Origin of the sequence: Microcoleus sp. B7-D4 (assembly GCF_036705125.1) — a bacterium.
In the GTDB taxonomy this organism is placed as follows: domain Bacteria; phylum Cyanobacteriota; class Cyanobacteriia; order Cyanobacteriales; family Microcoleaceae; genus Microcoleus.
Genome location: NZ_JAUBTT010000056.1, coordinates 25426 through 44309, shown reverse-complemented (window position 1 = coordinate 44309; position 18884 = coordinate 25426). Strand labels below are relative to the sequence as shown.

Below are 18884 nucleotides of genomic sequence, written 5' to 3'. Positions count from 1 at the left end.
TGGTTTGAGATAACTATTTGAGGCTCGCGCTTTGGACTTGTTCGATCGCAATTTCAGAACTCAACTCAGCAACTGGCGAAACCGGCAAATCCAGCTCGCCGCCTGGAGCTTCTGGGTGTTCGCGAACGACTGCAACCGCATTTGCTGACTCAGCTACAGCACCCGCCGCCGCCAAATCGAGCAAGGCAGGAACTTCCATGTGTCCAGAAACACCTGCATCTGCGATCGGAGCGATCGGCTCTTCAAAAACTTCAAAATTATCGGTCATCGCAGCGCAAGCAGCAGAAGCGCGCTTGCCGGCACGGTAGCTCATGTAGGCCGCACCGCCACCCAAAACTCCAGCCAAACCTAGGAAACCGAGAGCTGCTGTTTTGTAGGATTTCCACGGATTAATGCGCTCCGAGCCGCCGGAACCTAGGAGGGTTGTCGCAGAACCAGATTTAGACGCGCCAGATTTGCTGTAGGAACAGGGGAAAGCAGATGCGGCGTCACCTATGGCGATGCTGCTTGCGATCGCGACGACGGAAGCAATGCCAGCTAACACTTGAAACTTCTTCATGATGCTTGGGAGATTGTAAAGGATAATTAAAAAATTAATGGTAACAGCTCTTTACAAATCTATCAACTCTGCGCGCCGCCCATATCGCGGATCGATCGCAAAAGTCAGCTATAGCCTCACGCAATTCAAATTTAAAATTGCCCGCTTAAAAATCTGCAATGCTTAATATGTAAGCGTTTGGACTAAGATAGGGGTAGAGTTTCCAGTCAGGTGATCCAAGAGTTCGATCGCGCCCACATTAGAAAATCTGAGGTGAGACAGTAGAAATTTTAATTACAGAGCGGCAAACACTTGGTGACAAACTACTTTTAAGGCTACTTTTGTAAAGGCTTAGTTATTGGAATAACTCTTATTTTTATGACAGACAACGCGAATCAAGGCATTGAGCGCTCCGCGCGCCGATTGTTGGTGACGGGCGGGGCTGGATTTATCGGCTCGAATTTTGTGCATCACTGGTGCAGCAGCTATCCGGGCGATCGAGTAGTCGTACTCGATGCTTTAACCTACGCCGGAAACCGACAAACCCTGGCAACTTTGGAAGGAGGCGAAAATTTTCGGTTTGTACAGGGGGATATTTGCGATCGTACCTTAGTCGATACCTTGCTCAAAGAAGAAAACATCACCACAGTCGCGCACTTTGCCGCAGAATCCCACGTTGACAGGTCAATTATCGGGCCCGCAGCCTTTGTTCAAACAAACGTTGTCGGAACCTTTACACTGTTAGAAGCCTTCCGCAAGCATTTTGAAGCAATTGATGAGGCATCTCTCAAAGCACAAATGCGCTTCCTCCACGTTTCTACCGACGAAGTTTACGGCAGTCTCGGCCCCGATGACCCAGCCTTCACAGAAACAACGGCCTACTCGCCCAACAGTCCCTACTCAGCCTCCAAAGCTGGCAGCGACCACCTCGCCCGCGCCTATTTCCACACCTACGGCGTCCCGACAATTATCACCAACTGTTCAAACAATTACGGCCCCTATCACTTCCCAGAAAAGCTCATTCCATTAATGTGCATCAATATGTTATTGGGCAAACCGCTGCCAGTATACGGCGACGGTCAAAACGTGCGAGATTGGCTCTACGTTCTCGACCACTGCCGCGCTTTAGATGCCGTTATTCACCGTGGTCAGCCTGGGGAAACCTACAATGTTGGCGGCAACAACGAGGTAAAAAATCTCGATTTAGTAAAAATGCTGTGTCAGCTAATGGACGAATTAGCTTCTGATTTACCCGCCCGTCCTTGCGAACAATTGATCGCATTTGTCAAAGACAGAGCCGGGCACGATCGGCGTTATGCTATTGATGCCACCAAAATTCAAACAGAGTTAGGTTGGACTCCCTCAGTAACAGTTGAAGAAGGTTTGCGACAGACTGTAGAATGGTACTTAGCCCATCGGGAGTGGTGGGAACCCCTGCTTTCGGAGGAATATCAAACTTACTACCGGAAAGTCTATTCTAACTAATCTACTCCTGGACGCACGGGCTACCACAAACCAGAACCCGTAAAAAACTGGTTTTCCCGCTCAAGAGTGCGTCCAGAAAGGTTTCTGTCTTGCCTTCAAGCTTTACATTTAAACTCCCGGCGCAGAAACCGGGTTAGAGAAAGGAAAATCTTTCGTTAAGTGCGATCGATCAGAGTTAAAAAACCTGTTTTCTTTGGTCTTTGCTCCTAACTTCAGAATTAATTGGGTGAAGGTACTTATCACACATATTTACTCTTGTCAATCTTTGTGAAGATTTAGTGAAAAATCATCCCAAACGCATAAATTTAAGTGTTTGTAGCTGATAATTTTAATAGAGTTACAGGATTAAGCATTTTAGAAGCTTTTAGTCAAAACAAAAAGCAGCAATGACCGAAATAAACTCGCTCAAGCACATCCAAGAACCTAAATACTGGCTGTTAGGCATCGCCTCCGGTTTGATTGCCATACACCTAACTCTGACTTCCAGAACAAACGACACTGACCTGTTCGGTACAATGTTACTGTTTTGGGGAGTCGTAGCATTTCTCATTTGGGAAAGGCACGAATCCTTAACTTTTGAAAGTGGCATTTTCGCCACCTTATTTGGGACATCGTTAATTGCTTTAATATTGCTCAAAAGTTCGTCGATATCTGGATACGACTTTTTTATCAGAGCAACGCCTTTTTTGTCGGCAATTAGTCTCGCATTGCTGGCTTCCGGCACAAAAGGACTGAAACAATATTGGCAGGAACTTCTAATTCTTGGCTATACAGCTATTCCTCCCGGATTGATCGGAGTATTCGTTGATGTCCCCCTATTAACCGCTAAATTTTCAGCTTTCCTCCTGCACTATGTAGGATTTGAAGTGGTGCAAAAAGGGGTTTTTCTAATCCTGGAAAAGGGAAGCGTGGAAGTGAATCACGGCTGTTCCGGGGTGAATGGGATGCTACAATTGTTAGGACTAGCTCTGGTTTTCTTACTGATGTTTCCTACCACTACGGGTCAGAAAATGGTATTGCCATTCGTGGCAATAATTACTGCATTTGTAGTGAATGCCGCCCGCGTTGGTCTCCTGGCAGTGCTGGTATCGCTATCTCAACCCGCAGCATTTAAATACTGGCACGAAGGAAATGGTTCGGTAATATTTTCGATGATTGCTGTATTTATTTTCGGGTTATTCTGCTGGTTTGCAATTTTGAAAGACCAACCCCCAAATAAGGAAGGACAGAATTGCTAATGGCTATTACCTCTTGGAAACCACTTAGGCTTTCCCTGTTGGCTGTTACTTTGGGAGGCGTTTTGTTGGTTGCCGGAAAATTGGTTTTCTATCCATCGGACGGCAAGAATGTGGCAACCCCGTTTGAGTTTCCCGAGTCGGTGCCTTTAGCCGATTGGAAACTAAACAAGAGCGTGCCTCTGGAAATTAGGGACAATTCAGGATTCAAAGCTGCCAGGAAATATGAATATCAAAAAAATAGCAGGTATCTAGAAATAGAGATGCGGTATGCGGTAAACACCATTGGAGATGTGGAAGGTATGATGAAGGGACATACTATTCTCAAGTCGTCTCCTGGTAAACTAGCATTAGTAAACACTCAAGGCGCGGGGTTTCACGCAATTTTGCAACAGCAAAATCGACTGTATTTGAGTTCGTGTATCAATCCTCGTGGCAGTGCTACAGTAACTTCCCAACAGTTTAGATATAATCGAAATACTCGCGATTGGCAGCCAAACCGTATTCTGTTTTGGTTGTTGGGTAGGGGAAATATTCAAGACCGGCGCTGTTTGTGGACTCAGATGTCTGTGCCTTTGGATAAAACAACTCCAGAAGATGCCCAAAAAATTCTAGAGAATGCTTGGGTTTCTTGGTATGAGTGGTGGCAGCCGCGATTCCCCGAACCTTGACTCGATTCAGTCGATTTTAGCTTTTAGCTTTTAGCTTTTAGATTTACTGCACAGGTGAATCTGGAAGCTTGAACAAGAGTCTAAAATTTTAGACTCTCCACGACTGTTGTCGGGGGATTGTATCCGTTCTTGAGCGGGGTCAAGAGAGATTTTTCTTAACAACAACTCTGATTATTTTATGAATGACTTACAAGGCGAACAAGGTTTTTCTATCTACAGACTGCGTTGGATTGGCTACGGTCTATTAATTTTGTCTGTATTAGATACGATCGCAACTCTTATACCAGCCAATTTTGGCAATCGCCTCTGGGAATTGCAAACCATTGGGGCTGTAGTGGAACGGGTGCCAGTTCCTTTACTGGCAATGGCGCTGATATTTTTTGGCGAAGGGTACGATCGCCGAGGTTTGGAAGACCTTTTTTTGAAGGTTTTGTCTTGGGTTTGTCTGCTGCTAGCCCTGGTTTTTCTGTTGATGCTACCTTTGGGAATTTTTGGCACTATCTACGTCAACAACCAAAACAACCAGCAAATTACTACTCAAGCAAATCAACAATTAGCTCAGTTGCAGCAGGTGGAAGAACGGCTGAATAAGGGTAGTCCTGAAGATTTAAGGAATTTGGCGGGGGAACTTACTCGTTTGGGGGTACAAGCGGATACGCAAAACCCACAGCAATTGAAAGAGCAAATTCTTTCGAGAATTACTCCGGCTAAGGAACGGTTACAGACGCAAAGTGCTGCGGTTCAGCAAAGTCAGCGCTTGGGGTTATTTAAAAATGCTGTTAAGTGGCTGCTGGGCGCGCTGATTTCTAGTGTTTTGTTTTTTACGCTGTGGCGCGGTACTGACTGGGCTCGCTAGTAGTTTTGAGTTTTGAGTTGCGAGTTTTGAGCTACTAAGGTGCGCCTAGCGCACCCGGAGAGTCTTGTTGAGGACTAAGATGCGCCCTGTACACGCAGCCCGCGTCTTGGTGGTTAAGAAGACCCTCAAACCCTGGAAATTTCGTTGGGGGCAGCGCTGGATCTTCTTCTTTTCAAAAGATATCGGTAATAAATCTTGTTTATTGCCGATAGCCAACACCGAGAATGAGGCAAATCCGTCGTTAGCGCAGCCCTCGAAGACGATCGCACCAAGACGCGGGCTGGCATTGTGCAATCCACAATCCCTAATCCACAATCCCTAATCCACAATCCCTAATCTAAAATCCACAATTTAAAATCCACAATTTAAAATCCACAATCCACAATCCACAATCCACAATCTAAAATCTAAAATCTAAAATCTAAAATCGATTGATGGTATTTTCTAGTTTGTCGGCAATGCCTTCAACCCAGTTTTCATCTTGTTTTGTGTAGCTGCGGGGCGCGTTAGCACCTAAGATTAAAACGCCTTGGATGCCGATCGGCTGACAGATGACTCCTTGAGTATTTTCTGGCAAATAGTCAAATTCAATTTTGCCGGGGTAAATATTAAGATTTACTAAATAAACTGGTTTATTTTTGTCGAGCACTCGCTGCAATATCGGCCCTGGTTTGACTTCGGGATTGATGCCTAAAATACCGCGCCGCAATAGAACTTTTCCCTGATACACAATTACGATCGACCTTGTGGCGGTATTTGTCAACAGCAAACGCGACGCCCAAGCTAATTCTATTTTCACAGCCTCCGGCAAATCCGGCGCAAATTCAAAACCTTCTTCGCCGATAAGTTTTACGGAATCGGGCGATCGCGCTTGCACCTGCTGCCACAGCAAACCTGTTAAAATCAGCAAAGCGCTGATAATTACTCCCAAAGCGTCCGATCGAGCTTGAGAATCTGTAATTTGCTCTGTCAGCAACCGGTTTACCATTAGCAGCGTACCTGCTAACCCTCCTGCAACTAAGGGCAATTGGCGCAAAACTTTATTGGGATCAGATTTAGTCATTAGTCATTAGTCATTAGTCATTAGTCATTAGTCATTAGTCATTGGTAATTGGTAGTTGGTAATTTAACTAATGCCAACTGCCAACTGCCAACTGCCAACTGCCAACTGACTTTATCCTACTTCTCCTATTTCGACAATTCGCTGGAAGAGATAGCCGGTGCCGCGGGCGGTGAGAATTAATTCGGGATTGCTGGGGTCGTCTTCCAACTTTGCCCTCAGCCGCGAGATGTGAACGTCCACTACGCGGGTGTCTACGTGGCGTTCTGGCGTGTATCCCCAGACTTCCTGCAAAATTTCCGATCGCGAAAAAGGCTCTCCAGAACGGCTGACAAGCAGTTCTAACAGGCTGAATTCCATGCCCGTGAGGCGAATTCGTTCGTCGCCTTTGTAAACTTGGCGCTTGTTGGTGTCAATCCTGATATTGGTGACGTGGATGACTCCAGAGCTGGGAATGCCCGATGCGCCGTTTTTGTCAACCCTCCGCAGTACCGAACGGATGCGGGCTTCGAGTTCTTTGGGAGAGAAAGGTTTGACGACGTAATCGTCGGCGCCCAATTCTAAACCGGTGATGCGATCGGCTACGTCTCCCAAAGCAGTTAGCATGATGATAGGCACGTCTGACTCTTTACGCAACTCCTGACAGACGCCGTAACCGTCTAGCTTCGGCATCATCACGTCCAAAACCACTAAGTCGGGTTCGGTGTTGCGAAATGTTTCGAGAGCTTCTTCGCCGTCAGCAGCGGTGACGACATCGTAGCCAATCATGGAAAGGCGAGTCTCCAGAATGCGACGGATACTGGCTTCGTCATCGACTACCAGAATTTTTTCTTTATGGTTTTCCAAGTTACCGAGCACTCCTTAAGTTACATTTCAGATAATGTTAATTTTTTGTACCCTATCATAGAAGACACAAATTGAATCATGGGCGGCGATCGGTCTGAAAGCTTGATAATTGCTTTAACTCAGACTTTTCTAAATGTTAGGGTGACTATTTATCATAAAACAATGCCTAAGCCTCGAATACAATATATTTGTCGGGAATGCGGCTATGATTCACCACAATATTTTGGCAGATGTCCTAGCTGTCAGAAGTGGGATTCTTTTGACGAGCAGTTAGAACAACCTACTGCTGCTGTGTCGCGAGTGGGTTTAACTGGGGTGACAACTAAGACAGTGGGCGGTTCGCCCCCTGATAAGTCGAAGGGTCAACCCAGGGTATCTTTCAGATTATCGCAGATTTCCGACCAAACTCAGTCTCGCTGGCCTTCTGGTTACGGGGAGCTCGATCGAGTTTTGGGAGGCGGGATTGTTCCGGGATCGCTGGTGTTGATTGGGGGGGAACCGGGAATCGGGAAATCGACGCTGCTGTTGCAGGTGGCGAATATGTTGGCCCGCAAGGATCGGATACTGTATGTCAGTGCGGAGGAGTCCGGCCAGCAGGTGAAGTTGCGATCGCAGCGTTTGGGCGTGGCTAATCCGGTTGATTTGTCAAGCAACGGCGGGCATAAATCTGGCAGTAACGGGGAAGCTAAAAGGGATTCCGAGGACAATTCAGCGGAGAATTTCTACTTGCTTCCAGAGACGGATTTAGAAGTTGTTTTGCGGGAGTTGGAAGCGCTGAAACCGAATGTGGCGGTGATTGACAGCATCCAAACTATTTATTTTGCTAGTTTAACATCGGCTCCGGGTTCGGTGGCTCAGGTGCGGGAATGTACATCTGCTTTGATGCAGGTTGCGAAAAGAGAAAATATTACTTTATTTATTGTCGGTCACGTTACGAAAGATGGAGCTTTGGCGGGGCCGAGGGTTTTGGAACATTTGGTAGATACTGTACTGTATTTTGAGGGCGATCGCTTTGCTTCTCATCGACTTTTGCGATCGATGAAAAACCGTTTTGGCGCGACTCACGAAATCGGTGTTTTTGAAATGGTAGCCAACGGTTTGCGAGAAGTAGATAACCCGTCGGAGTTGTTTTTAGGGAATAGAGATGAATTTTCTCCCGGTACTTCGACGACGGTTACTTGCGAAGGAACTCGACCGATTTTAGTGGAAATTCAGGCGTTAGTTAGCCCTGCAAGTTTCGGTTCGCCGCGCCGCACTACTACTGGTGTGGACAATGCTAGATTGCAGCAAATTTTAGCTGTTTTGGAGAAAAGGGTGGGGATTCCTTTATCTAAATTAGATGTGATTTTGGCGACGGTGGGCGGGTTGAAGGTGGACGAACCGGCCGCGGATTTGGCAGTTGCGATCGCCGTTGTGGCCAGTTTTCGCGATCGGGTGGTTGATGCACGCACTGTCTTGCTTGGGGAAGTGGGTTTGGGAGGACAGGTGCGGCCGGTTTCCCAATTAGAGTTGCGGCTGAGAGAAGCGGCGAAATTGGGTTTCAAAAGGGCGATTATTCCTAAGAATCAACCGGTGCCGGAGTTGGGGATGGAGATTATTCCGGTGGCTAAGGTAATCGATGCAATAATTGCGGCGATTCCGGCTACTCCCGCTCAGTTGCAGTCTGGTGATATGGAATTACAGTCTGTTGATTTGGAGGATGATTTGTCTAATTGAGATTATGTTAAAGTAGCAATAACTGGGTAAACACAAATCTAAAATTCACATGATGAAAGCCTACGAATTTCCCGCAAAAGTTACATCGGAAGGCAAAATTAACTTGACCGATGACATTTTAAAATACTTGGCAGTCAACCAAGATGTAAGAGTGATAATTCTGGTGAATGAACAAACAAACTCAGAAGCCGATGAAGTAGAGGAAAAAACAGATTGGCAGCGTCTTGCCGCCGAACAATTCTTTGCGGATTGCAGCGAAGAAGATGCAATTTACGCTGAGGATTGAGCAATGACTAATTATCAGTTTGGAGAATTAGTTATAGTCGCATTCTTATTTGCGGGTACAGCCGAAACTAAACACCGTCCTGGTTTGGTACTGTTGGACACAGGAGATGAAGATATGATTGTTGCCAAGATAACCAGTCAAATCCCTCATACAACCTTTGATGTCGAAATTCAGGAATGGCAAAAAGCAGGATTAAAGCGACCTTCAGCGGTTCGCTTACATAAACTGAACACATTACAAAAAAGTTTAGTTGAAAGGAGACTGGGAATATTAACCCCTGATGATTTGGTGCAAGTGCGAGATAGAGTCAAACAAATCTGGTCTTTCATTGGATGAAAATACAGGATCGCAAGCTTCATTAGTCACGGCAAATCTCAAATCTCAAATTTCCAACTGTATGCGGAGGCACGAATTATGTATCAAGTAGACATTATTGAGGCAAAAGAAAAGCTTCTGGAATTAATCGCAGCGGCGATGAGAGGGGAATAAGTGGCGATTACTCAAGATAACCAGCCTGTTGTAAAATTGGTAGGAATTCCCAAACAAGCTAAACCCAATCGGCAAGCAGGAAGTGCCAAAGGAATGGTTGGGATGTCCGATGATTTTGACGAACCGCTAGAAGAGTTTAAGGAGTATATGGAATGAGGTTGTTGTTGGACACTCATGCCTTTATTTTGATGCTTATGCGCGGCTGTGGTGAATTAAGTTAGTGCAAAAATAAAGAGGCAAAAAGGAGGTAATAGCAACGTGAGCGTTAGATTACATCCCCATGCTCAAGCACGATTGATTGAGCGAGGTGCAACTGAGGCAGAAGTAATTGCTACTGTTGAAAGTGGCACAACTTTTCCGGCTCAATTTGGCAGAACCGGATTTAGGCGCAACTTTTCCTTCAATGCTGAGTGGCAGGGAAAAGTTTATGCTATGAAGAAAGTGGAGGCGATCGCAGCCCCAGAAAGCGAAGACTGGATAATTATCACTGTAATTGTCAAATTCTTTTGAGCAGGAGGTTCCCGTGAAACTGACTTACGATCCAAGATACAACGTAGCTTATATATACCTGAAAGAAAAAACCGCACAGGTAAACACTATCCAGGTTAGCGATCAAATGAATGTGGACATTGCCCCCGACGGTACTATTTATGGAATTGAATTACTCAATGCCAATCAACAATTAGGGGCAGATAGTCAAGGAAAACTGATTGTAGTCAACGAAGCTTTGGGAGATTACTCTGAGATTAAACTCGCACTATAACTGCCTTAATAAAATTAGGTTAATAGAGATTAAAACCTACCAGGAAACCCTACGAATTTTTAGCAAAAGTCACAGATGAAGGGAAAATAGAATTTATTTCCCGATCGCATCTTAAAACACTTTGCAGCTAACCAAGAAGTCAGAGTTATTGTTCGGGTAAAAGGATCAACTGACACAGAAGAAGATGAAGAAGAGGAAAACGCTGCTTGGCAGATCCTTGCTGCTGAGCAATTATTGGCTGGCTACAGCGAGGAAGATGCTATCTACGACAATATTTGAAATATGCCAAATTATCAATCAGGAGAAGTTCTCTTACTGGCACTACCTTTTGCCGATGTAACAACATCAAAACTCCGTCCTGTGCTGGTACTTTTGGATGCAGGAGATGAAGATATTGTTGTTGCACGAGTGACAAGTCAAACAAATAGGACTGTTTTTGATGTTGAGATTGTAGAATGGGAGCAGGCAGGTTTCTTGCGTTCGTCAGTGGTTCGGCTGCATAAGGTGAACACAATAGAAAAGCGTTTTATCAATCGTTGATTGGGAATTTTAACCGCTAGCGACTGGACGCAAGTTAGAGAAAGAATACAACAAATATGGTATTCTATTTTAGCAGGTTTAAAAAAATATTTACTTGCCAAATTTTTGAGGTGCGTTTTCACTAAAAAATGAAGAAATCAAAAAGACACAAAAATCAGTGGTCAAATGAACTAAACGACATCATTAGAGGTGCATCTGGCGGCTTTTTATTCGGAATTCCGCTGCTTTATACGATGGAGGTTTGGTGGATCGGTTCGCATACTGAACCAGCGGAAATGTCGATCGCGATCGCAACGACTTTTATCGTCGTTTTCTTGCTGACTCGCACTGAAGGTTTTCGCAAAACTAAGGACATCCGCTGGCTAGATGCTGCAATCGATACCGTAGAAGCGATCGCCATCGGCATTGTCTGCGCGGCTTTTGTCCTATTTTTGCTCAGGGAAATTACGCCGGAAACTCCGCTGCAAGAAACTTTGGGGAAAATCATATTTGAAGGCCTGCCGTTTGCCTTGGGAGTTGCCCTGGCAAGCGGTTTCTTGAGTGGCGATCGCTATCAAAGCTCAGACAGCGAAAAGGAACCTAGCATCAATCCAACTGTAGCAGATATCGGCGCTACTTTAATCGGCGCGATGATCATTGCTTTCAACATCGCCCCAACTGACGAAATTCCCATGCTAGCTGCAGGTATTTCGCCGCCTTGGCAATTAGCAATTATCGCCGCTTCGCTGCTAATTTCCTACGGTATTGTATTTGTAGCAGGCTTTACTTATCAAGCAAAACGGCAGCAGCAGCAAGGGATTTTTCAGCGTCCCCTCAGCGAAACTGTCATGGCCTATTTAGTGTCGCTGGCGGCTTCTGCATTTATGATGTTTTTCTTCCACAAACTCAGTTTTGACGACCCGTGGTCGATTTGGTTGAACTATACGTTAGTATTGGGATTGCCGGCGGCTGTTGGCGGCGCGGCGGGGAGGTTGGCGGTATGAGTGAAAGTAATAACAAAGAACAGCCGCAAGAAAGAACTTTTGCTGAATGGGCGACATTTGCGATCGCCTGCTTGATCCTTTTTACCCTCACCGGACTCGTAATCTACAACTGGGTGACTAAAAAGCAGGAACCTCCGATTATTTCTGTCACTCGGAACACACCAATTCGCGAAAATCAAGGGCAATTTTACGTACCGTTTACAGTGACAAACACGGGCGGTGAAACAGCCGAATCAGTGCAAATTATTGCCGAATTGCGCGTAAATGGCGAAGTTGTAGAATCCGGCGATCAACAAATAGATTTTTTGTCAACGGGCGAAACTCAAGAAGGAGCTTTTATTTTCAGTCGTAACCCCAGTCAAGGTGAGTTGATTGTGCGATCGAGCAGCTACACACTGCCTTAACAAAGTTTTCAAGTCTCGTGTCCGTTAAGTGTGACCCTAATAAAATCCTGTCGCTGGGTGGGGGCGGGTTTAAAAATACCTTGGTTATTAAGCAGAGATACGGGTGAACCCGCCCCTACAAAATTTACGTTTATTGACTCGGTATCACGTTAAATAAACATAATTACCGTAGGGGCGGGTTCACCCATGTCTCCAATCCGGCGAGAGATTCATTAAACCCGCCCCGGTCTCGATATTGAGCGTGCGATCGAGCTAACGCTTCACCAGATCGTGTTCCCACTTCCAAACACAGCTAGAAATCAAATTCGTGCAGATATGAGCCGTAATTGGCACTAACAAATTCCCAGTCGCTAAAACGCTGTAACCCAACAGCAATCCGACAGCCGTTGCCCAAACAGCATAAGGCCACTGATCCAGGGCTCCCAAGTGCAGAATGCCGAAACAAAAACTCGATAAAACTAAACTGGTAACATTCAATCCCAAAGCAGACAGCATCACGCCTCGAAATAGCAATTCTTCGCTAAGTCCCGGCAGCAGTCCCAGCCAAATCAAATCCGGCCAAAACAAAGGTTTGAGCACTACTTCCAAGTAAACATCAGCACTCCGGCGATAACCCGGCCAGAGGTGATAAACGATCGCACTACCGCCTGTAATTGCCAGTCCGAGCGCACATCCTTGGAGCAAATCGATTCCTATCAATTTGACTGGCAAAAGCGATACCGATGCAAATAGCAACCACAATTTAGCTACCGCCAGCAACATAATTGCTGTCACGCCCATTGCTACTAAAACTTGGGTGCGCGTCAAGGGTTCAATTTCAGGATTTCCGGGAAGTTTTTCTGCCACTTAATCACTTTTAGATTTGAGGTTTGAGATTTGAGATTTGTTGGGTTTATACCAATTTTTTATGAGGCCCCGTAGAATCCGATCCCCCCTAGCCAAGGGCGGGCACGGGGAGTAGGGGTCGCACCGCCCCTACTAAGGGGGGGACAAGAGCCGGATCAAAGTCAACCCCTACTCCCCAACAATCAGGGGGATTTAGGGGGATCGAGATATGTGCAACTTCACATTAAATTGGTATTAGTCAGATAAACAACGCAGGGAGGAGATGTCTGCACCCAAGGAAGCTGGACTGATGCCCGATCGCAAAGCGACCAAAACTCCGATCGCCTCTAAATATGAGTTTACCTGCAAAGCTTTGATTCCGAGTTTTTCTGGAGTCGCCTGCATCTGGGTTTTGTTGTCGCCGACAGCGATGATTTGTACGGACGATCGCCCACTCAAACTCAGAATAGCACTGCCGCCGCAGGCTGTGGCGGGTATCACCACCGCATCGACTCGATCGGCCCACAAACCCTGAGACTCGAAATCTCGCCTGTTTGCGAAGTTCTCTCTTGTGGGGAGTAGGGGTTGGGCATCTTGCCCGCCCAATACCTGCGGGTGGGCATCTTGCCCGCCCAATAGCTGGGACAGGCAAGATGCCTGTCCCACAGTAGGAGTGACAAATTGGGGAGCTTTGCTGAGGCCGGCAAGGACGCAAGGTAGGAAAGTATAGCCGATTTCCTCAGCAGCCGATCGCGGCGACAGGTGCGGATCGAGGGGAAGCGGAGACAACGCGGGGGCGTGGGCGCAAGGGATTTTAAACGTTTTGACGACGAGGTGGCTGATGACAGCTTCCGCGCCGGCGAGGGGGTCAACTCCTTTGCCGCGGCGGTAGTTTTCGAGGGCGAGGCTGCCTTCATCGTCGGGAAATCTGGCCACAACTGCGATCGCCTCTACTCTTGCTTGTGTGATTAATTTTTCTGCAGCGCGCAATAAACTGTCGGGATTGCCGATCGTCCCCCAGGATGCCCCTGATTCAGAAATACGCAATTCTACTTGCAGAGGGCGATCGGTTAAAACACAATCAGTTATATTCAAACCCAATGTAGCTCTCGCTGCATCAGCCGCTTGCAAGTGCCGCAACTGCAAGTCTGGTTCAATGCCGGCATCGAGGATTAAGCCGATGCGATTTTGATGTACCGGTTGCAGACCCCAGCATCCGGCAGCAAATTTGTCAAGGGCGTAACCTTCAACGTAGAGAGCGTTAGGTATCGGCCAATAAAGTTGAGCGCCGTTGAGGACGTTGGGGTGAGTGATCAAGGTGTCTGAAATTTGGGCGATCGCCCTAGCCACGGGGAGCGCATCTCCTGCAAACCCACCAATCGAGGCTCCAACGCCTGTGGGGACTATCAAAACCACTGTTAAAGGGCGGGGGTTCACGGTGTTGCGGGGGATGCTTCCACGAGCACGTAGCCTTCTACCACAGCCTTTTGCCGATCGACATCCACGTCTGTGACTGCCCACCGCAGGGGTTCGCCGTGCTTTTGCAGTTCAATTTCAATCGCCGAGTGCAATTCTTCGGCGGTATCGTGGAGGTCAACTTCTGCGGAAATGAAATGGGTAGTCATCGGGCGATCCATAGTGATTTTACTGTGATCGGTACTTAGCTCAATTTTAGCTTAGCCCTAGGATTTACCGAATTGGCGATCGTACACAATGTCTTCTTTTTCGGTTTCTATCTTCAAGTTCGATCGGGGATAAGCAACACACAGCAACACATAACCTTCTGCTTGAAGTTCGGGACTAACGCCCATGCCATCAACTTGATCGACTTGACCCTCAATAATTTTAGCAGCGCAAGTAGTACAAACCCCCGCATTGCAAGAACTCGGCAACTCAATGCCGGCGGCGTTGGCGGCGCGGAGAATTTGTTTATCTTCGGGTACTTCTACGGTATAGGTAGAGCCTTGGTGGATCAATTCAACAGTGTAAGTCTTAGACATATTTCAATTATTGGTTTTAATTCCCCAATTGGAATTTACGCTAGATTTGGAAACAAAGCAATCAGTATTTTACCGCTGTTTGTGCTTTTGTGCAATTTTACAACTGCATTTTTTATTGATAATTTTTTTTATTAAATGGCTGGGCGAGCGAGTGGCATTTTGTCAATGACTTTTTCACAAATTATAACGATCGTCACGGGCGAACTCTGCCAGAAAGCACTTATACCTAACTAATTTTTGCCTTCAAGCCAACAACTCGTCAACAGCAACACTAAAACCCGCCAGCACTAACTGAGTGCTGACGGTAGAACCCTGGTTAAAGGTTAACTTTTGAGTTTTAGTCACGATCAATATCCAGCGACTTTCTGGAAAAACTATCCAAACTTCCAGACAACCCGAATCTAAATACTCTTGTGCTTTAAGAAAAATCTCTTCCGCACTATCAGTAGGAGAAACTATTTCAGCAATTAACGGCGGACTTTGAGGCAAAGTAGGAACATCGCCAAATTGAGCAACAAGTTCAGGAGTCAGATAAGCTACATCAGGACGGCGCACTCGCCTGTCAGTACGACAAGGAACTTCGACATAAACTTCGCCTCCTTGTCCGCTAGAATCTTTGTAATTTCCCCAATAACGATCTAGTCTAGATTGGATGAGACTGTGTTTTACTGTCATGCCATTTTTCTCCGCGATTTGCCCGTCCACCCATTCCATATCGTCGGGGGGATTAGCCATAAAGTCTTCTAGAGAAATATTTTCTGATAAAACGGCAGCCATTGCCATAGCCATTTACTCTCTTTTGCAGAATTCACTCATATTGTAGCAATCAATTGGTAATTGGGAATTGGTAATTGGTAATTGGTAATTGGGAATTGGGAATTGGAACTGAGATATTGCACCATTTTCAGCAACAGGCAAGATGCCTGTTCCACAAGAAAATCAATATCTTTGTGGAAGAACAGGCATCTTGCCTGTTCATAAAAGGCTTATTGAGAATGGTGAAATATCTCAGTTGGAGTAAAAAAATAACCTATGCCCTATGCCCCAGCCCTATGCCCCATGCCCCATGCCCAATTTACTCAATATTAATTTGATTGGGAGGTTTAGGTTGATTCGGTTGCTCATCCTTCAAAGTTTTACGCCCAGAACTAGCATACTCCTTGTACATTTCCACAAACATCTTGGTTAACTGTTGCAAAGAAAGTTGTTCGCCATTAACTTGAGCTTTCATGTAAGCTTTAAGCACTTCAATGTAAGCCAAACCGAGGGCAAGGGTGAGAGTTGCTGCCGTTGCACCGGAGATAGCACCGCCGACAACTGTACCCGCACCAGGAATCATTTTAATCAAATTAGTAACAATACTTCTGCCGATAGCAGTAACCCCGCCAGCGCCGCTAATAGCAGACAGCATCGCCGAAATAAACCCCTTATCAAAGGGCATTCCAAAAATTACAGTAATATTAGCAATCATTGCTGTTTGCATCGTCATCAAAATCGGCGCATCAGCAAACGGTACAGGAGTCGCGCCGACAATTGCAGAACCTGCCACATAAGCACTGAGATACTTAAATGCCATATCGGATTTGAGCGCAATATTAGCAATTTGTTCTTTTACAAAAGCTTTTTTAGCTACTTCGGGCAGCAGTTGAAAAGTTGCATCTACCAACTTATCTAAACCGTGAGATTTTACTGTATAATCCTCATCTATTTCTTCCGGTTCAGCCATGACGGGGATAATTTGACTGACGGGCAAATTCATGTGTTCGAGTTGCTTGAAAAATTCCCCCGGCTTTTTAGATGTCGTCTGAGTCAGCACTAAAAGAACTGGTACGTCTTTGACTTCCATTTCTTTTAGCCAGCTTTCCTCCACAGATTCTATTCTATTGGCGCTGTGATTGATGCAGTACCAGATGACGTGAATGTGTTCTTTTGGGTGCAGGAGTCTTTGGTCTTCAATCAGTTTAGCAACGTTTAATTGAATAACTTTAACTTGTTCGGCGTTGAGTTCGAGTCCGGGAGTATCGTAGACTGTAATTGGGCAATTCGGTTTTGTATATTGGCGGATGCCTTGAGTTATGGGGCGGCCGACTCCGGTTTCTGCTAAGCGTTGGCGAAAAACGGAATTTATCAGGGTACTTTTGCCGACACCGGTTTTGCCGATAACTAAAACATTGCACTGTCCCACTTGGTTTTCTGCGTCTTTGAAGGCGTAGTAACTTCTATTTAAAAGCTCGTCTAAGGAAAAGTCGTCTGACATGGCGGTTTGCTCCGATAAGGGTGGGATATTCATTAAATACCACCGAATAGAATTCCGATGCTCTAAAAACGAAGTCCGCGAAGGCGGACTGAGGATTCTTAAACATATTGTAGCAATTTGATTTCAGAACTGGTGCAACGGGTAGAGGAGAGTTTTGTGTGGCGTGCTGCTAAATGAAAGGTTGTAGAATTTAGTTTAAGCTAGCAATAGATCGACATCGATGCTAAAACCGATCAGGATTTGTTGGGTGCTCGCGGTATCGCCGGATCTAAATGTCAATATTTGATTTTGAGTCATCACAAATACTAAATGACTTTCGGGAAAAACTAGCCAAACTTCCTGACAGCTAGATTCTAAATATTCCTGTGCTTTGAGAAAGACATCTTCAGCAATATCGGTGGGTGAAACTATTTCGGCAATTAAGGGAAAACTTTGGGGTAAAGTGGCAAGATTGCCAAATTGTGCAACTAATTCTGGTGTAAGATAAGCGACATCGGGGCGGCGAATTTGTCGGTTGGTACGGCAAGGAACCTCGACATAAGCCTCTCCACCTTGTCCGCTAGAATCTTTGTAATTTTTCCAAGCATCCCCCAGGCTTAACTGAATTTTACCCGTCTTTAGTGTCATGCCATTTTTCTCCACAAGTTTGCCGTCTACCAATTCCATGTTGTCGGGCGGCTCGGTGATGAACTCTTCTAAAGTAAAATTATCTTGTACAGCAGTAGCAGTGACCATAGTCATTTCCTCGTTTTTACAAATCGGTTTCAGAACTTGCCTGTATGATGTTCGATCAAACCTTCACCAATGGCGCAAACTCCTCTAACTTCACTTGTAAGTCATCCACCAGCATTAAACGATACCTTTCGGTAGTTTTCAACTTGTGGAGAACATAACTAGCAAACTCATCTCGCCACTTTTTTCTATCAAGTTCATTCGAGATTTTCAGCGCTCTGATTGATAGGTTGTAAGGGTATTCTTCAAAGTTGAGCTCTTTATCATTTTCAAAATCATGCTTTCCTACTGTAAGAGTGATTGTTGAGTTACGAAACTCATACCAGTGGTCAATGCCATCAGAAACCAGCTCTAATTTCAGAGCCAATATAAACTCTAATTCTTTGATTAAATGTTCGATGTCCTGTGGAAAGTCTACAAAAATATCTAGTGTGCGAGACATAAAAACCTCCTTTATTGAAACTCAGTAAAAGTGATGTCATAGATATCGCCACGGGCTGAAATGAGCCGAATTATACAGGAGTTACCTGCACTTTTAACATCTCCCAAGTTTCTCGTTCCATGTTCAAAATATTTCCCACTTCTTGCAATAGTTCATAAGCCTTTAAATCAATGGAAATTTCTTCTTCAAGGAGAATATCGCACAAAGTCTCTAACGCCAAATTCCACTCGCCAGCATTGATGTAAGATTGAAGGAATTCTATTTGAGCGCCCGAAAAAACTTCCTTAAGTTGGGCAAGGACTTCATTAAGTTTCTTTACCACAATTTTATAGTCAAACATGAGTCTATCTCCTTAATTATTACGGGTTGGGCGATATATTAGTCGGAAAAGCTGTGATGACACCTCTGCCATCTGGTTCTACAATTACCCTTATGTTAACACCATCTCTAGTTCCATCAATCTGCCATTTCACTGGATTTCCTGTCTTAGTGTATTTAGCACCCGCCTTTCCATTTTGCTGGAACCAGATAGAATTAGGGTCTTGAATCACCTCCGAAATATAATTCATTATCTGCTGGTCGCTCCAGCGCGCGGGAAATTCACTTTTACCAGAAATTCCTCTACCAGGGCCGTGACCGCCTCCTGTGGTGTCACTATCGAGAATGTGTGTCCGTTGCTGAGAGTTGATTTGAGATAGATTATTGACATCAACTCCACTGGGAATATTGCCTGAAGAATTATTGCTCATAGAAGGA

Annotated in this window: 26 protein-coding genes; 13 read left to right on the top strand and 13 right to left on the bottom strand. The window is 45.5% G+C overall.

The genetic code is table 11. The features are described 5' to 3' along the window. Nucleotides 1-13: 13 nt before the first annotated feature. Nucleotides 14-559, bottom strand: coding sequence for a hypothetical protein (locus QUB12_RS22215; protein ID WP_333145014.1), 546 nt, complete (start codon nucleotides 557-559; stop codon nucleotides 14-16). 357 nt (nucleotides 560-916) lie between these two features. On the opposite strand from QUB12_RS22215, the gene rfbB reads away from it, so the two are divergent. From rfbB to hpsJ-A, 4 genes are all read left to right on the top strand, one after another. Next, the gene (rfbB, locus tag QUB12_RS22210; RefSeq protein WP_333145016.1) at nucleotides 917-2023 is read left to right on the top strand and encodes a dTDP-glucose 4,6-dehydratase; all 1107 of its coding nucleotides are present in this window, start codon (nucleotides 917-919) and stop codon (nucleotides 2021-2023) included. Nucleotides 2024-2409: 386 nt separating this feature from the next. Continuing rightward, nucleotides 2410-3261, top strand: coding sequence for a cyanoexosortase A (gene crtA, locus QUB12_RS22205; protein WP_333145017.1), 852 nt, complete (start codon nucleotides 2410-2412; stop codon nucleotides 3259-3261). Then, nucleotides 3261-3929 carry a cyanoexosortase A system-associated protein gene (locus tag QUB12_RS22200; RefSeq protein WP_333145019.1) on the top strand — a complete coding sequence of 223 codons (669 nt, stop codon included), beginning with the start codon at nucleotides 3261-3263 and terminating at the stop codon, nucleotides 3927-3929. Before crtA ends, QUB12_RS22200 begins: the two co-directional genes overlap by 1 nt. 178 nt (nucleotides 3930-4107) lie before the next feature. Then, nucleotides 4108-4785 (top strand): HpsJ-like protein, cyanoexosortase A-associated, encoded by a 678-nt coding sequence (hpsJ-A, locus tag QUB12_RS22195; RefSeq protein WP_333145020.1) that lies wholly within the window; start codon nucleotides 4108-4110, stop codon nucleotides 4783-4785. Nucleotides 4786-5206: 421 nt separating this feature from the next. Here the strand turns inward: hpsJ-A and QUB12_RS22190 are convergent, their stop codons facing one another. Together QUB12_RS22190 and rpaB are read right to left on the bottom strand one after the other, a co-directional pair. Continuing rightward, nucleotides 5207-5848 (bottom strand): cofactor assembly of complex C subunit B, encoded by a 642-nt coding sequence (locus QUB12_RS22190; protein WP_333145021.1) that lies wholly within the window; start codon nucleotides 5846-5848, stop codon nucleotides 5207-5209. Nucleotides 5849-5959: 111 nt separating this feature from the next. After that, nucleotides 5960-6691 (bottom strand): response regulator transcription factor RpaB, encoded by a 732-nt coding sequence (gene rpaB, locus QUB12_RS22185; protein ID WP_071587789.1) that lies wholly within the window; start codon nucleotides 6689-6691, stop codon nucleotides 5960-5962. Between the two features lie 162 nt (nucleotides 6692-6853). Here rpaB and radA point away from each other — a divergent pair, with 162 nt between their 5' ends. The 9 genes from radA to QUB12_RS22140 all read left to right on the top strand — a co-directional run bounded on the left by radA (nucleotide 6854) and on the right by QUB12_RS22140 (nucleotide 11872). Beyond that, nucleotides 6854-8407, top strand: coding sequence for a DNA repair protein RadA (gene radA, locus QUB12_RS22180; protein ID WP_333308416.1), 1554 nt, complete (start codon nucleotides 6854-6856; stop codon nucleotides 8405-8407). A 49-nt stretch (nucleotides 8408-8456) separates the two neighbouring features. Beyond that, complete coding sequence (locus QUB12_RS22175) at nucleotides 8457-8693, top strand: hypothetical protein (protein WP_333145024.1); 237 nt, start codon at nucleotides 8457-8459, stop codon at nucleotides 8691-8693. A 3-nt stretch (nucleotides 8694-8696) separates the two neighbouring features. Continuing rightward, a complete protein-coding gene (locus QUB12_RS22170; RefSeq protein ID WP_333308414.1) occupies nucleotides 8697-9029 on the top strand; it encodes a type II toxin-antitoxin system PemK/MazF family toxin in 333 nt (110 codons plus the stop codon). Between the two features lie 153 nt (nucleotides 9030-9182). Beyond that, nucleotides 9183-9338 carry a DUF2281 domain-containing protein gene (locus QUB12_RS22165; protein WP_333145026.1) on the top strand — a complete coding sequence of 52 codons (156 nt, stop codon included), beginning with the start codon at nucleotides 9183-9185 and terminating at the stop codon, nucleotides 9336-9338. A gap of 102 nt (nucleotides 9339-9440) precedes the next feature. Beyond that, on the top strand, nucleotides 9441-9692 hold the full coding sequence (locus QUB12_RS22160) for a DUF4258 domain-containing protein (RefSeq protein ID WP_333145027.1): 252 nt from the start codon (nucleotides 9441-9443) through the stop codon (nucleotides 9690-9692). Between the two features lie 13 nt (nucleotides 9693-9705). Then, entirely contained in the window at nucleotides 9706-9945 is a 240-nt protein-coding gene (locus QUB12_RS22155) for a DUF2283 domain-containing protein (protein ID WP_333145028.1), read from the top strand. 282 nt (nucleotides 9946-10227) lie between these two features. Beyond that, nucleotides 10228-10485 (top strand): type II toxin-antitoxin system PemK/MazF family toxin, encoded by a 258-nt coding sequence (locus QUB12_RS22150; protein ID WP_333145029.1) that lies wholly within the window; start codon nucleotides 10228-10230, stop codon nucleotides 10483-10485. 128 nt (nucleotides 10486-10613) lie between these two features. Further along, on the top strand, nucleotides 10614-11468 hold the full coding sequence (locus QUB12_RS22145; protein ID WP_333145030.1) for a TIGR02587 family membrane protein: 855 nt from the start codon (nucleotides 10614-10616) through the stop codon (nucleotides 11466-11468). Then, nucleotides 11465-11872, top strand: coding sequence for a TIGR02588 family protein (locus QUB12_RS22140; RefSeq protein WP_333145032.1), 408 nt, complete (start codon nucleotides 11465-11467; stop codon nucleotides 11870-11872). The genes QUB12_RS22145 and QUB12_RS22140 overlap by 4 nt, the downstream gene beginning before the upstream one ends. 252 nt (nucleotides 11873-12124) lie before the next feature. Here QUB12_RS22140 and QUB12_RS22135 read toward each other — a convergent pair whose 3' ends face one another. From QUB12_RS22135 to QUB12_RS22090, 10 genes are all read right to left on the bottom strand, one after another. Further along, nucleotides 12125-12718, bottom strand: a complete 594-nt coding sequence (locus QUB12_RS22135) for a CPBP family intramembrane glutamic endopeptidase (RefSeq protein WP_333145034.1) — start codon at nucleotides 12716-12718, stop codon at nucleotides 12125-12127. A 234-nt stretch (nucleotides 12719-12952) separates the two neighbouring features. Then, a complete protein-coding gene (locus QUB12_RS22130; RefSeq protein WP_333308412.1) occupies nucleotides 12953-14134 on the bottom strand; it encodes a DUF3326 domain-containing protein in 1182 nt (393 codons plus the stop codon). Continuing rightward, nucleotides 14131-14322 carry a hypothetical protein gene (locus QUB12_RS22125; protein ID WP_333102814.1) on the bottom strand — a complete coding sequence of 64 codons (192 nt, stop codon included), beginning with the start codon at nucleotides 14320-14322 and terminating at the stop codon, nucleotides 14131-14133. Before QUB12_RS22125 ends, QUB12_RS22130 begins: the two co-directional genes overlap by 4 nt. Before the next feature lie 57 nt (nucleotides 14323-14379). Next, nucleotides 14380-14697: a 2Fe-2S iron-sulfur cluster-binding protein gene (locus tag QUB12_RS22120; protein ID WP_333054544.1), complete on the bottom strand. Its 318-nt coding sequence runs from the start codon at nucleotides 14695-14697 to the stop codon at nucleotides 14380-14382. Between the two features lie 243 nt (nucleotides 14698-14940). After that, a complete protein-coding gene (locus QUB12_RS22115; protein ID WP_333145038.1) occupies nucleotides 14941-15486 on the bottom strand; it encodes a Uma2 family endonuclease in 546 nt (181 codons plus the stop codon). 286 nt (nucleotides 15487-15772) lie between these two features. After that, nucleotides 15773-16954, bottom strand: coding sequence for a GTPase (locus QUB12_RS22110; protein WP_333300984.1), 1182 nt, complete (start codon nucleotides 16952-16954; stop codon nucleotides 15773-15775). A gap of 195 nt (nucleotides 16955-17149) precedes the next feature. Further along, entirely contained in the window at nucleotides 17150-17689 is a 540-nt protein-coding gene (locus QUB12_RS22105) for a Uma2 family endonuclease (protein WP_333145042.1), read from the bottom strand. A 55-nt stretch (nucleotides 17690-17744) separates the two neighbouring features. Further along, on the bottom strand, nucleotides 17745-18128 hold the full coding sequence (locus QUB12_RS22100; protein WP_333145043.1) for a hypothetical protein: 384 nt from the start codon (nucleotides 18126-18128) through the stop codon (nucleotides 17745-17747). Between the two features lie 70 nt (nucleotides 18129-18198). After that, on the bottom strand, nucleotides 18199-18468 hold the full coding sequence (locus QUB12_RS22095) for a MafI family immunity protein (RefSeq protein WP_333145044.1): 270 nt from the start codon (nucleotides 18466-18468) through the stop codon (nucleotides 18199-18201). A gap of 19 nt (nucleotides 18469-18487) precedes the next feature. Next, the gene (locus QUB12_RS22090) at nucleotides 18488-18877 is read right to left on the bottom strand and encodes an EndoU domain-containing protein (protein ID WP_333145045.1); all 390 of its coding nucleotides are present in this window, start codon (nucleotides 18875-18877) and stop codon (nucleotides 18488-18490) included. Nucleotides 18878-18884: the final 7 nt, after the last annotated feature.